Source organism: Corynebacterium sp. HMSC073H12 (assembly GCF_001837775.1).
GTDB classification, from domain to species: Bacteria; Actinomycetota; Actinomycetes; order Mycobacteriales; family Mycobacteriaceae; genus Corynebacterium; species Corynebacterium amycolatum.
Genome location: NZ_KV834038.1, coordinates 148,122 through 160,065, shown reverse-complemented (window position 1 = coordinate 160,065; position 11,944 = coordinate 148,122). Strand labels below are relative to the sequence as shown.

Below are 11,944 nucleotides of genomic sequence, written 5' to 3'. Positions count from 1 at the left end.
TAAAAAGCCTCTAATGCGCTTTTGGACCAAGGTTCGTCGTCTATTCACCCGGATGCGAGGCTGGCAGACAGTGCTTTCAAGCGTAACCATGATGTCAATCATGTTCATGATTATCGGTGCGATCTTAATCGTCGGCGGGGCGCTTGCCCTGTGGCGTTTTGCTAGCCTGCATGCAAAAGGTACCCCTGTTATCGCTCGTCGTCTTCCTGCCGGTGATGGCAGTCACTGGCGCCATGGGGTCATGGTTTATTCAGAGTCGACGTTGAAGATGTACAAGCTACGTTCGCTGCGTCCTGGCTGTGATGCCGAATTTGCCCGTCACGATGTCACTATTGTGGATCGCCGAAATCCGACTGACATTGAGGCGGGTTTTTTCGCGCCTGGGCTTCGGGTAGTCAGGGTTAAATCGGGGAAAAATACCGAATGGGAGTTTGCCGTGGACTCGTCCTCGGACACCGCGCTGGTGGCGTGGGTGGAGTCGAAGCCGTCGTCACGCCAGACTCGTGAGTTCCCTACAGATATTGAGCGACGTTTTCGTTCGGCTTATAACCGTGGTCGGGGAAGTCAGTACTAGGCTGCGACGGCAGGTTATTGCGAAGCCTCTAGCGGGTATTGTTTTCTCCCGCGCGGCAGTCACGTTAGGGTAGGGGAATGCGCCTTGTGATTGCTGAATGCACCGTCGACTATGTCGGTCGCTTGAATGCCCATCTGCCTCATGCCCCGCGCTTGCTGTTGGTGAAAGCTGATGGGTCTGTCTCTGTGCATGCCGACGACCGTGCATATAAGCCCCTGAACTGGATGACACCGCCGTGCACGCTGACGGAGAAGGATATTCTCGACGAGTCGGGTGAGGACACTGGTGAAAAGCTCTGGGTCGTTGAGAACAAGAAAGGCGAGCAGCTTCGTATCACTATCGGCAAGGTGTTAGCCGATAGCATCTACGAGCTGGGAGAGGATCCCGGCCTGGAGAAGGATGGTGTAGAAGCGCATCTACAGGAGCTGCTTGCAGATCAGTTCACAACTTTTGGCGAGGGCTACACCCTGATTCGGCGCGAATACCCAACCCCGATTGGGCCAGTGGATTTGCTTGGCCGCGATGAAAACGGAGCCACTGTCGCAGTAGAGGTTAAGCGTCGGGGCGGTATCGATGGTGTTGAGCAGCTAACCCGTTACTTGGAGATGCTGAACCGCGATGAGCTGCTGGCACCGGTGGAGGGGATTTTTGCTGCCCAGGAGATTAAGCCACAGGCCAAGACTCTGGCAGAGGACCGTGGTATTCGCTGTGTGACCGTGGATTACGACGCGCTGCGTGGCCTGGAGTCCAACGAATTGCGGTTGTTTTAGCCATGCCTAGGCGAAACCACAAGCGACGCGGCAATCAACGGGGTAATCAACGCGGCAGGCGTAATAACCAAGGCCAGAATCGCGGCAGCCTGCCCGCATTTGGCAGTTCTTTTCAAAACACCCGCACTGAATCCGGGCCTGCCGGTTGGCAGGACGTGGACTTTGCGGTGCGTAACATCAGCGCTGGCCAGTCCAATAAGGTTTATCGCTGTCCGGGGTGCGACCAGGAAATCATGCCTGGGACCTCGCACATCGTGGCATGGCCACAGGATTATGGTGCAGGCGCCGATGACCGGCGCCATTGGCACACTAACTGCTGGCGCAACAGAGCTCACCGCACTATCACGCGCCGCTGGGGATAGATTTACTTTGCCGGCTCAACGAGCTCCAGCAGGACGCCACCGGCATCCTTCGGGTGGATGAAGTTGATGCGCGAACCTGCGGTGCCAATCTTCGGCTCCGGGTAGAGCACGCGGGTGCCCTGCTCCTTCAGATGTGCCATCAGAGCCTCCAGATCAGTGACGCGAACTGCGTACTGCTGGATTCCCGGCCCCTTCTTGTCCAGGTACTTTGCAATGGTGGACTGGTCATTCAGCGGCGCGAGAATCTGAACCAGAGTGCCACCTTCAACCTTGTCGGCCGGGCCGACCATGGCCTCGTGGACGCCCTGCTCTTCATTGACCTCATCGTGGTAGTTGATGAACCCCAGGTTTGCGCGGTACCACTCAATAGCGGCATCAAAATCTGGAACTGCGACGCCGACGTGATCAACAGCGACTACATACTTATGGGGAATGGGAATCTGTGTCTCACTCATAGTTTCCAGAGTACTCGCTATTATCGGCGCCATGATTGTCGCATTTTCTGTTGCCCCCACTTTCTCCGATCCTGAGCAGGGAATGGCTGAGGCCGTTGCTGAAGCCGTACGTGTTGTGCGCGAATCTGGCCTGCCCAACGAAACTAATGCCATGTTCACCCTTGTTGAAGGCGAGTGGGATGAGGTGATGGACGTGGTTAAGCGAGCCACGGAAGCAGTCAGCCGTGTCAGTCCGCGCACTTCTCTCGTCATCAAAGCGGACATTCGCAATGGGTACACCGGGCAGCTGCGTGCGAAAGTCGATGCGGTGGAGGATGCGCTAAAAGCTACCGACTAGTCTCTTGTTCGGCTTGGACACGTAGGCTCTACATAGGTTTTTACATAGGCTTTACGACGACACTGGAGAGGAACCCTTTTACGATGCCAGCTGGACATGGTCACGCACATGGCCATTCGCATGGTCACTCGCATGGAGCACACGGTCACCGCGAGTGCTCGACCCCGCCACCACCTCCCGGTACGGTTGATTTGGAGCAGCTCCACCAGCGCGCCGAAGCCGAACGTAAGCGCCGAGAGGAGATCGAGCGGGCAACCAGTGATCAGGGAGACGGGCTTCCTCCTGTGGTTGAGATTGCCCCGCAGATCCTTGAGGCAGAAGTCGTCCTGCGCTCGGAGCAGGTACCGGTAATTGTCTTAATCGGCATGGCGGGAGCAGCTGATTCGCTGCGTCTTCGAGCTGAGCTAGAAGGCATGGCCCGTGAGGCCAATTTGAACTGGATTCTGGCGTGGGCAGATGCTGAGGAGCATCCGCAGCTGGCCCAGGCATTCGGCGTGCAGGCAGTGCCGACAGTCACGGCCGTGGCTATGGGCAGTCCCATTGGCATGTTTGTAGGCGAGAAAACCAGGGATTGGCTGGAGCAGTGGCTGACGCAGGTTATGGAGGCCACTCGGGGGCGTCTCAAGGGGTTGCCGGCGGGAACTCGTATGGCTGGGGAGGGCAGCGAGCCGGAGGCTCCCGAGCCGACTGACTTCTTCGGCAATCCCGTACCCACCGATGACCCGCGTTTGGAGCAGGCTGAAGAGTTGCTCGAGGAGGGCAATTTCGACGGGGCGTTGGAGCTGTATGACGCTATGCTGCAGTCCGAGCCCGCAAATCAGGGGCTGAAGCGCGCTCACGCGAATGTGTCCTTCTTCGCCCGCGCTGCCAAAATTGATCGCAGTGCAGATCCAATTGCAAAAGCCGACGCAGCGCCGAAGGACGTCGCGCTCGCCCTCGATGCCGCGGATGTCACGATGCTTGTCGACGACCCAGCGAAGGCGCTCGATCGTTTGTTGAAGTTGCTCCCGCAGGTGTTTGGCGATGACCGTGAGGCCATCAAGTCGCGTCTACTAGAGCTGCTTGTGCTATTCGATACCACAGATCCAGTGGCATTGGATGCGCGCCGGAGGATGGCTAGCGCACTGTACTAGGAGCACTTTACTAGGAGCCTTGAAAGCACAGGCTCCTAGCTAGAAGCATCGGTGTACGGCCAGGCATCCGGAGCCATGAAGTAGTAGACGCTGCCCATTACAGCGGCCATAAACGCCATCAGCAACAGGAAAAGCGTTGCTTTCATTGCCACATGGCGCTGCGCATACCAGGCGTAAAAGGCGTCCAATTTTGCTGCCAACCAGATGTTCAGGCGACGTGTCGGTGGGTGCACCAACGAGAGAATTCCCAGTGCAACAAAGATGCAGAGCCATCCGGGGGCAGGAGTTGGCAAAATGATAATGCCAACAATGAGCAGTGCGAAGCCTGCGACGAGAAGAACTGGGGAGAGCACCGGTCCGTACCAGGTGTTGCGCATATGGGCATGGCGAATCTGCATGCGGTCCATCAAGCGATGTACCTTTTCCTCCATTGCGATTCACTTCCTCCGATTTTCGGTGCCGTGTGCTACTTCTAGCAGCGGCCTCGAACGAGGCATCGTTGAAGCATTAAGCATCAAATGTGCAGCTCAACTGCCTGGGTGCACCGTTGGACATTGACTTTTTAAATCATGTCTATATTTAAGCCATTGTTGCACAAAAGTTGCGCCCCAGTGCAACGAGATTTTTCGGAAGGTGGTAATCTTCCAACAGTTCATAGTGGTTTACAGCAGTTACCACTGCCTTTCATCCGCCTGTTCACCTCAGACAGTTCATACTGCGCTCGGTGCCTTTGGTCTTCACTTTTCTGCAGCCAGGAGTTTTGCATGCGACTTCGCCCCAAAGCCCTTCGCGCTACTTCCGCCTCGGTCCTTGTTGCGCTTTCGGCCTCGACTCTGTTGGTGGGGTGCACCATCGATGGCTCAAACGCCACCGGGGCCAAGGCCACCTCTGCTGCCGCAAAGCCAAAAGCTCCAGATAACGGTTGGGATGCTTCCGAGGAAGTCGCGTGGTCTGATGCCCAGGACGCCCTCGATACCGCGGCTAAGAATTTCTCCGACAACTATGGCATTGAATTGGGCGCCTATTTGCGCGTCATTGATGGTCCGTACAAGGGGCTCACGGCGTCGGTAGGCGAGGACACGAAGGAGTACTCCGCATCGACCATTAAGGCTCCGTTGGTGGTTACTGCGCTGAAGAAATTTGGCGATGAGCTAGACAAGACGGTGACGGTCGATTGGGACAACGGTGTTGGCGGAAGCGTGATTGGTCCTGGTCAATACACACTCGACGGGCTGTTGCAGTACGTGATGCGGTATTCGGACAACACCGCGGCGAATGGGTTGATTGACGCTGTCGGTGGTTTCGACGAGGTCAACAAAACCATCAAGGAAGCCGGTGTTGATGACAAGCGCTACCACCTGGGCAACAAGTTCAACATCCCTAATCCCAGCGGTGATCGGTCCTGGTTTACTCCCTCTCAGGCTGCGCTGTTCATGGCACGTCTCCAGGAAGTGGCCGATGGCACCTCAAAGCACAACTTCATTACCAAGGACACGGCACAAACTGCATTGACCTACCTCACTTACGGTGGTTCGCAGAAGTTTGTGATGTACGTCGGATCCGCGGTACAGAAGACCGGTGACACTGCCGAGGGCGTTAACGACCACGGTATTTTGTACACCGCAGCCGGACCCATCGCTTACGCAATTACGACGCGCTTTGATGGGGTGCCGCTCAATGAGCTTACCGACGGCCTGCTCGGCCAGCTGGGTTCCCAAATCGCCCCGCTTCTGCCGGATTACAATCGCCTTGGTAAGGATGGAAAGCCACTGACTGCCAAGCAGGCTGCGACGTGGAGCGCGGATGAGGATGGCGACGGCATTCCGGATCGCATCGGAACCGACAGCATGGATGGATCCGCGTACACCGATGATTCAGATTCTGCGAATTACAACGAATCTTTGGAACCTGACTGGTTCAATCCGTTCCGAGGATAGGACCTGGATCCGCTCCCCAAAACAAAATTGCCCGTGTGTCAGTTTTTCAGGCCGGAACTCAGGTCACTGAAAACCGTACAACACGGGCAATTCCTATGCGATTGTCTTCTATTCGTGCGGATTCGGGATTAGCCCTGCCACTTCAGCCAAACGGCGGTGTTGGCTGGCAGCACCAAATCAATCGAGTGAGCCTGGCCGTTCCAACCGTGCTCGACCGCGGTCACAGTGCCGTTTTCACCGTAGCCGGAGCCCTCGTAACGTGATGCATTTGTGTTCAAAATCTCCGTCCATTGACCACCGCGCGGTACACCAATCTTGTAGATTTCCTGCGTGGTTCCCGACAGGTTATAGACGCAGGCGACGACCGATCCATCTGTGCCGTAACGGGCAAAGGACACGACATTGTTTGTGGAATCATCCGCGTTAATCCACTGGAATCCCTCGGGGCGGTCATCCTGGGTGTAGAACGCCGGGTTTTCTTTGTAGATGGCGTTGATGTCCTTAACCAGTAGCTGAATGCCGCGGTGGAATTCGCCGCCCCAACCTTCGAGGTTGTCCCAAGCCACGGACTCATCATGGTTCCACTCGTGGTTCTGGCCAAGATCCTGACCCTGGAATAGAAGCTGCTTGCCCGGGTGCGCCCACATGAAAGTCAGGAAAGTACGTAGGCCTGCGGCCTTATCCCAGTCACCGCCCGGCATGCGCTCCCACAGCGAGCCCTTGCCGTGCACGACCTCGTCGTGGCTAATCGGCAGAATGAACTCTTCCGAGTAGGCGTAGACCATAGCGAAGGTGAGCTCATGGTGGTGGTAGGAGCGGTAAATCGGCTCCTTGCTGAAGTACTCCAGCGTGTCATTCATCCAGCCCATGTTCCACTTCATAGAGAAGCCCAAGCCACCGTGTTCGGTAGGTGCGGTCACACCCGGCCAAGAAGTGGATTCTTCGGCCACGGTGAGGAAGCCCGGGTTGTGCTTGTGTACAGTGGCGTTGAATTCCTGCAGGAACTGAACAGCATCGAGGTTTTCACGGCCACCGTACTGGTTCGGCAGCCACTCGCCTTCATTGCGGGAGTAGTCCAGGTACAGCATGGAAGCCACTGCGTCGACGCGCAGACCGTCGATGTGGAACTCTTCCGCCCAGTACAGTGCGTTGGCGTAGAGGAAGTTGCGTACCTCGTTGCGGCCGAAGTCGAAAACGTAGGTGCCCCAGTCGCGCTGCTCGCCGCGGCGCCAGTCCGGGTGCTCGTAGCAAGCCGTGCCGTCGAAGCGGGCAAGTGCGAACTCGTCCTTCGGGAAGTGCCCCGGAACCCAGTCCATGATGACACCGATGCCAGCGGCGTGGAAGGCATCAACAAGACCGCGGAACTGATCTGGGGTGCCGTAGCGGCTGGTCGGAGCGTAGTAGCCGGAAACCTGATAACCCCAGGAACCGGTGAACGGGTGCTCAGATACTGGCATGAATTCCACATGGGTGTAGCCCATGTCGACCACGTAGCGCACCAGCTTCTCCGCCATAACCTCGTAGCTCAGGCCCTGTTTCCAGGAACCCAAGTGGACCTCGTAGATAGAGATGGGCTCTTCGGTCCAGTCTGTGTTGGCACGCTTTTCCATCCACGCCTGGTCACCCCAGGTGTAGTCGGAGCTCGTAACAATCGACCCAGTTGCCGGTGGCAGTTCAGCCGCACGCGCCATCGGGTCAGCCTTATCTCGGCGGTGTCCCTCCGGGGTAGTGATGGCGAACTTGTAGACATCGCCCTCACCCACACCCGGGATGAACAGTTCCCAGATACCTGCGCCACCCATAGAGCGCATTGGGTACTGCGCACCGTTCCACATACAGAAGTCACCGACCACGGCGACGCCGCGTGCGTTCGGAGCCCAGACCGTAAACGAGGTGCCTTCGACCGTACCCAACTCGGTGTCGTAACTGCGAAGGTGAGCTCCGAGAACCTTCCACAGGTCCTCATGACGTCCCTCGCCGATTAGGTGCAGGTCGCCAGCGCCAATAGTGGGGAGGAAACGGTAGCCGTCGGCACGCTCTACGGTTTCGCCGGAGTCCCACGTAATGCGCAGGCGGTAGTCGAAGTCATCACCGCCTGGGACGAGGGCGGTAAAGAAACCGTCGCCCAGGTTTTCCGCCTCAAACTCGCCGCGAGTGCTGACGATAGTAACTGCCTGAGCGCCGAAGACCCTCGTGCGAATAACCGTGTCACCGTCCACGACGTGTGCGCCGTAGATGCTGTGCGGATCGTGATGGGTGCAGTAGCGCAGGCGATCCATATCGCTGGAATCAATTGCGAGGCGGGGATCTGTGTGGGCTCCCATGGAAGGTCCTTCCGAAGCGTTTCTAGGTAGGTGAATGTGAAGTTGTTGAGTTCAGTTCTAAAGAAATAGAGGGAGGTAGGGGACAGCGGGCTGCTAACTCACCCGCCAGCCTAACGACGAATCGTTGCGACAGTGGTCAGGTCAGCGGCCCACTAACCCCGAAAGTTCCCAGCAAGGGTTCTAGCCCTCGTAGTCGGGGACGTTGCGCCAAGCCAACTTGTGGCGGAGCTTGACATCGATTTCCGGCAGCTTGATGATGTGCGCGACGTTTTCCCACGGTGCCAGGCGGACGTAGTTGTCCTTGCCCCAGTTGAACTGGTTGCCGGTAATCAGGTCAGTGACATCCATGCGGTCATGGTTGCGGAGCCCAATGCGATCCATGTCGAGGTGCAGGGTAGCTTCCTGGGCATTCCACGGATCGAGGTTGAGAACAACGAGGATGGCATCGCCGGTGACCGGATCGTGCTTCGAGTAAGCCAGCAGGTTGTCATTGTCGATGTCGTGGAAGTGCAGGTTGCGCAGCTGCTGCAGAGCCGGATGCTCCCGGCGAATCTTGTTCAGCGTGGCAATGAACGGTTCCAGCGAGTTGCCGGTCGCCAGTGCCTGGTCGTAATCGCGGCTGCGGAGCTGGTACTTCTCGCTGTCGAGGTACTCCTCGGAGCCCTCCTTGACCGGGACATTTTCAAACAGCTCGAAGCCGGAGTACATGCCCCACAGCGGAGATAGGGTTGAAGCCAGCGCGGCGCGGATGGCGAAGGCGCCACGGCCGCCCTTGACCAGGAAGTCATGCAGAATATCTGGGGTATTAACCCATAGGGATGGGCGAGCGATGTCCGCATGGCGGGTAATCTCCTCGCCGAATTCGGTCAGCTCTTCCTTCGTAGTCTTCCACGGGAAGTAGATATAGGACTGAGTGAAGCCAGCCTTGGCCAGACCGTAGAGGCGGGCCGGGGCGGTGAAGGCCTCGGCGAGGAAGATGACCTCCGGGTTGGTTTCGTGAACGGTTTCAATCAGCCATTCCCAGAAGTTGCCCGGCTTGGTGTGGGGGTTGTCCACGCGGAAGACCTTGACTCCACGCTTGACCCAAAACTTCACTACACGCAGAACCTCTGCGTACAGGCCCTTGGCATCGTTGTCGAAGTTCAGCGGGTAGATGTCCTGGTACTTCTTCGGCGGATTCTCGGCGTAGGCAATGGTGCCGTCCGGCAGCACGGTGAACCACTCCGGGTGAGCCTTAGCCCAGGGGTGGTCCGGTGCACACTGGAGCGCTAGGTCGATAGCGACCTCTAGGTTGCGCTTCTTAGCAGCCTTGATGAACTCCTTGAAGTCCTTTTCGTCACCGAGACTCGGGTGGATGGCGTCGTGGCCACCTTCTGCGGAGCCGATAGCCCACGGAGATCCGACATCGCCCGGCTCCGGGGCGAGGGTGTTGTTGCGACCCTTGCGGTTGATTTCACCGATTGGGTGAATCGGCGGCAGATAGACCGTGTCGAAGCCCATGCGCTGTGCGCGATCAAGCTGTGCAACCGCAGTCTTGAATGTGCCGTGCAGCAGCTCGCCGTTTTCGCCGTAACCACCGTTAGAACGGGGGAAGAACTCGTACCAAGAGGAGTACAGGGCTTCGCGGCGGTCAACCTTAATCTTGCGGGTCTTTCCGCGGGTCAAAAGGTCGCGCACCGGGTGCGCCTGCAAAATGGCGCGGGTCTCGTCGGAAAGCGCGGCAGCGATGCGGGCGCGGAGATCGCCGTCGCCGCGCAGACCTGCGGCGATGGAACGTAGGTGGTTGCGGTGGATAGCAGCGGCACCAGCGGCGGCGCGGTCGAAGAGAGCGGCGCCAATTTCTAGATCATTAGCGAGCTCAGCTTCGCCCTGACCGGCCTCGAACTTCTTGGTGACAGCGTTGCGCCATGTTGCCATCGGGTCGGACCAGGCATCAATGCGAATGGTCCACAGTCCGGGCACGTCTGGGACGAAGGTGGCATTGACCTGATTTGGATCATGGTCAGAAAAGTGCATTGGAATGCGCTGTGAGCGGGAAGCAAAAGCTGATTCCTTCGGCCCCTTGACGTTGAGTGTGGCATTCATCGCGTCGTGGCCTTCTCGCCAAATGACGGCGAAGGTTGGGACGACTTCACCCACTACGGCCTTCGATGGAGTTGCACCACCGTTGATTTGAGGACGGATGTCATCAATACCGATTCGACCAGTCATAAAAGACGTTCTCCTAATTGTCGGCGAGCTAGGTGAAAATCGAAGCAAAAGCCATCTCGAGTGAACTCGATTTGCTCTCTACCGAGGATAGATGAGAATGTCCAAGCGCACATTTGGGCAAAGTTAGGGCACCATGGATGTGTGGCTGAATTGGAAGAAGACTTTAACGAAGATCTGTTAATCGACTTTCGCGACGTACACCTCATCCGTGGTGGCCGTACGCTGGTCGGACCGGTGGATTGGCAAGTAGAACTTGACGAGCGCTGGGTCATCATGGGGCCGAACGGTGCAGGCAAAACTTCTTTGATGCGCATTGCCGCAGCGGAGGAGTTCCCGTCTTCAGGGGTGGCCCATGTGATGGGCGAGCAGATCGGGCGCACCGACATGCGCGATTTGCGCACCATGATCGGTTTGACGTCGTCGTCGATTGCTCACCGCATTCCCAATGATGAAAAGGTCGCGGACCTTGTTATTTCCGCCAGTTACTCCGTCCTGGGGCGCTGGCGTGAGACCTATGAAGAGATGGATTTCGAACAGCTCTCCGAGATTCTCGAGCGCATGGGTGCTGAGCATCTTGCCGACCGCACCTGGGGAACTCTCAGTGAGGGAGAGCGAAAGCGCGTGCTCATCGCACGAGCCATGATGGTCAACCCCGAATTGCTGCTTCTCGACGAGCCGGGCGCTGGGCTCGACCTGGGCGGTCGCGAGGACCTGGTCGGTTACTTAGGCGAACTCGCGCTCGACCCGGATGCGCCGGCGATGGTGATGATTACGCACCACCCGGAAGAGATTCCGTACGGCTTCACCCATGCGATGCTCCTTGACGAAGGCAATGTTATTGCACAGGGGCTTATTGACGACGTCCTGACCAGTGAGAACCTGACCAAGGCTTTCCACCAGGAAATCGTTGTCGATCGCATCGATGATCGCTACTTTGCGCGCCGGGCACGGCCTGCTGGAAAGCACCGGAAGAAGTAGGCGCTCATGGCGATTCCGACACCTGAAACTCCGAATACGCCCGCGTCGCCGAAACTGGCAGCGACTGTGTTGCTGCTCCGTGACACCCACTGCGGGCTCGAGGTCTACGTTCAAGAACGTGTATCCTCAATGCGCTTTGCGGCCAATATGACCGTGTTTCCCGGCGGTGGAGTAGACCGACGTGATTTCCCCGCTGTCGCGAATGAGGCCATGACCGTGACCGAGCCGTCGAAAGCCGACCCCGAGTCGCGGATTGCACAGGCTTTTAACGTCGACCGCGCGCGGGCGCACGCGCTCACCTGCGCGGCCGTACGTGAGACCTTTGAGGAAACAGGCACTCTGTTGGTTCGCGATGCTGGCGGTGAGATTGTTGCAGATGGCCACCGCTTCCACCGTCAGCGACGACAGTTGGAAGCCCACGAGTTGTCATTGACGGATTTCCTTAGCAATGAAAATCTGACGCTCGATGCCGAACTCGTCAGTCCTTGGGCTAACTGGGTGACACCCGAATCCAACCCCATTCGTTACGACACCTATTTCTTCCTCGCCGCGCTTCCCGACGGTCAAAGGGCCGACGGTGACACCTCTGAGGCGTCATCTTCGGGTTGGTTCCGCCCGACTACGATTTTGGATGGATGGCGCCGTGGGTTACTTGGCCTCATGCCTCCGACCTGGGCGCAACTGACTCGCTTGGGCGGTGTCAGTACTGTGGCGGAGGCTCTCGAGGCAGCTAGAAACACTCCGGTGCGACGCACCAGTAGTGACTTCCTCGGGGAACCTTTTATGGATGAGTACTTTGCCGTTGCCACCCACATGGGGCATTTGCGAAAAGGTATGAATCGCTAACGGGGTAGACCACTTAC

11 protein-coding genes are annotated in these 11,944 nt (G+C 57.7%); 7 read left to right on the top strand and 4 right to left on the bottom strand.

Annotated elements, in window-relative coordinates; translation table 11 throughout:
• The first annotated feature begins 13 nt into the window (after nucleotides 1-13).
• Both HMPREF2708_RS07420 and nucS read left to right on the top strand, forming a co-directional pair.
• Nucleotides 14-574 carry a DUF2550 domain-containing protein gene (locus HMPREF2708_RS07420; protein WP_246840377.1) on the top strand — a complete coding sequence of 187 codons (561 nt, stop codon included), beginning with the start codon at nucleotides 14-16 and terminating at the stop codon, nucleotides 572-574.
• A 77-nt stretch (nucleotides 575-651) separates the two neighbouring features.
• Nucleotides 652-1,344, top strand: a complete 693-nt coding sequence (nucS, locus tag HMPREF2708_RS07415) for an endonuclease NucS (protein ID WP_049181163.1) — start codon at nucleotides 652-654, stop codon at nucleotides 1,342-1,344.
• Nucleotides 1,345-1,708: 364 nt separating this feature from the next.
• Here the strand turns inward: nucS and mce are convergent, their stop codons facing one another.
• Nucleotides 1,709-2,161 (bottom strand): methylmalonyl-CoA epimerase, encoded by a 453-nt coding sequence (gene mce, locus HMPREF2708_RS07405; RefSeq protein WP_070833711.1) that lies wholly within the window; start codon nucleotides 2,159-2,161, stop codon nucleotides 1,709-1,711.
• Nucleotides 2,162-2,192: 31 nt separating this feature from the next.
• On the opposite strand from mce, the gene HMPREF2708_RS07400 reads away from it, so the two are divergent.
• Nucleotides 2,193-2,498 carry a thiamine-binding protein gene (locus HMPREF2708_RS07400; protein WP_038628488.1) on the top strand — a complete coding sequence of 102 codons (306 nt, stop codon included), beginning with the start codon at nucleotides 2,193-2,195 and terminating at the stop codon, nucleotides 2,496-2,498.
• Nucleotides 2,499-2,581: 83 nt separating this feature from the next.
• On the top strand, nucleotides 2,582-3,631 hold the full coding sequence (locus tag HMPREF2708_RS07395) for a co-chaperone YbbN (RefSeq protein ID WP_070833710.1): 1,050 nt from the start codon (nucleotides 2,582-2,584) through the stop codon (nucleotides 3,629-3,631).
• 35 nt (nucleotides 3,632-3,666) lie between these two features.
• Here HMPREF2708_RS07395 and HMPREF2708_RS07390 read toward each other — a convergent pair whose 3' ends face one another.
• Entirely contained in the window at nucleotides 3,667-4,062 is a 396-nt protein-coding gene (locus HMPREF2708_RS07390) for a TIGR02611 family protein (protein ID WP_038628495.1), read from the bottom strand.
• 333 nt (nucleotides 4,063-4,395) lie between these two features.
• On the opposite strand from HMPREF2708_RS07390, the gene HMPREF2708_RS07385 reads away from it, so the two are divergent.
• On the top strand, nucleotides 4,396-5,568 hold the full coding sequence (locus HMPREF2708_RS07385; protein WP_070833709.1) for a serine hydrolase: 1,173 nt from the start codon (nucleotides 4,396-4,398) through the stop codon (nucleotides 5,566-5,568).
• A gap of 128 nt (nucleotides 5,569-5,696) precedes the next feature.
• Here the strand turns inward: HMPREF2708_RS07385 and glgB are convergent, their stop codons facing one another.
• Nucleotides 5,697-7,892, bottom strand: a complete 2,196-nt coding sequence (glgB, locus tag HMPREF2708_RS07380; protein WP_070833708.1) for a 1,4-alpha-glucan branching protein GlgB — start codon at nucleotides 7,890-7,892, stop codon at nucleotides 5,697-5,699.
• A gap of 180 nt (nucleotides 7,893-8,072) precedes the next feature.
• Nucleotides 8,073-10,103: an alpha-1,4-glucan--maltose-1-phosphate maltosyltransferase gene (locus HMPREF2708_RS07375; RefSeq protein WP_070833707.1), complete on the bottom strand. Its 2,031-nt coding sequence runs from the start codon at nucleotides 10,101-10,103 to the stop codon at nucleotides 8,073-8,075.
• 141 nt (nucleotides 10,104-10,244) lie between these two features.
• Between HMPREF2708_RS07375 and HMPREF2708_RS07370 the strand changes: the two genes are divergently transcribed.
• Both HMPREF2708_RS07370 and HMPREF2708_RS07365 read left to right on the top strand, forming a co-directional pair.
• The gene (locus tag HMPREF2708_RS07370; protein ID WP_038628508.1) at nucleotides 10,245-11,081 is read left to right on the top strand and encodes an ABC transporter ATP-binding protein; all 837 of its coding nucleotides are present in this window, start codon (nucleotides 10,245-10,247) and stop codon (nucleotides 11,079-11,081) included.
• 6 nt (nucleotides 11,082-11,087) lie between these two features.
• Nucleotides 11,088-11,927 carry an NUDIX hydrolase gene (locus tag HMPREF2708_RS07365; RefSeq protein WP_070833706.1) on the top strand — a complete coding sequence of 280 codons (840 nt, stop codon included), beginning with the start codon at nucleotides 11,088-11,090 and terminating at the stop codon, nucleotides 11,925-11,927.
• Nucleotides 11,928-11,944: the final 17 nt, after the last annotated feature.

What these genes read in the sequence shown, in the direction of transcription:
- HMPREF2708_RS07420 (WP_246840377.1), top strand. Translation starts at nt 14, where the DNA reads ATGCGCTTTTGGACCAAGGTTCGTCGTCTATTCACCCGGATGCGAGGC.
- nucS (WP_049181163.1), top strand. Translation starts at nt 652, where the DNA reads ATGCGCCTTGTGATTGCTGAATGCACCGTCGACTATGTCGGTCGCTTG.
- mce (WP_070833711.1), bottom strand. Translation starts at nt 2,161, where the DNA reads ATGAGTGAGACACAGATTCCCATTCCCCATAAGTATGTAGTCGCTGTT.
- HMPREF2708_RS07400 (WP_038628488.1), top strand. Translation starts at nt 2,193, where the DNA reads ATGATTGTCGCATTTTCTGTTGCCCCCACTTTCTCCGATCCTGAGCAG.
- HMPREF2708_RS07395 (WP_070833710.1), top strand. Translation starts at nt 2,582, where the DNA reads ATGCCAGCTGGACATGGTCACGCACATGGCCATTCGCATGGTCACTCG.
- HMPREF2708_RS07390 (WP_038628495.1), bottom strand. Translation starts at nt 4,062, where the DNA reads ATGGAGGAAAAGGTACATCGCTTGATGGACCGCATGCAGATTCGCCAT.
- HMPREF2708_RS07385 (WP_070833709.1), top strand. Translation starts at nt 4,396, where the DNA reads ATGCGACTTCGCCCCAAAGCCCTTCGCGCTACTTCCGCCTCGGTCCTT.
- glgB (WP_070833708.1), bottom strand. Translation starts at nt 7,892, where the DNA reads ATGGGAGCCCACACAGATCCCCGCCTCGCAATTGATTCCAGCGATATG.
- HMPREF2708_RS07375 (WP_070833707.1), bottom strand. Translation starts at nt 10,103, where the DNA reads ATGACTGGTCGAATCGGTATTGATGACATCCGTCCTCAAATCAACGGT.
- HMPREF2708_RS07365 (WP_070833706.1), top strand. Translation starts at nt 11,088, where the DNA reads ATGGCGATTCCGACACCTGAAACTCCGAATACGCCCGCGTCGCCGAAA.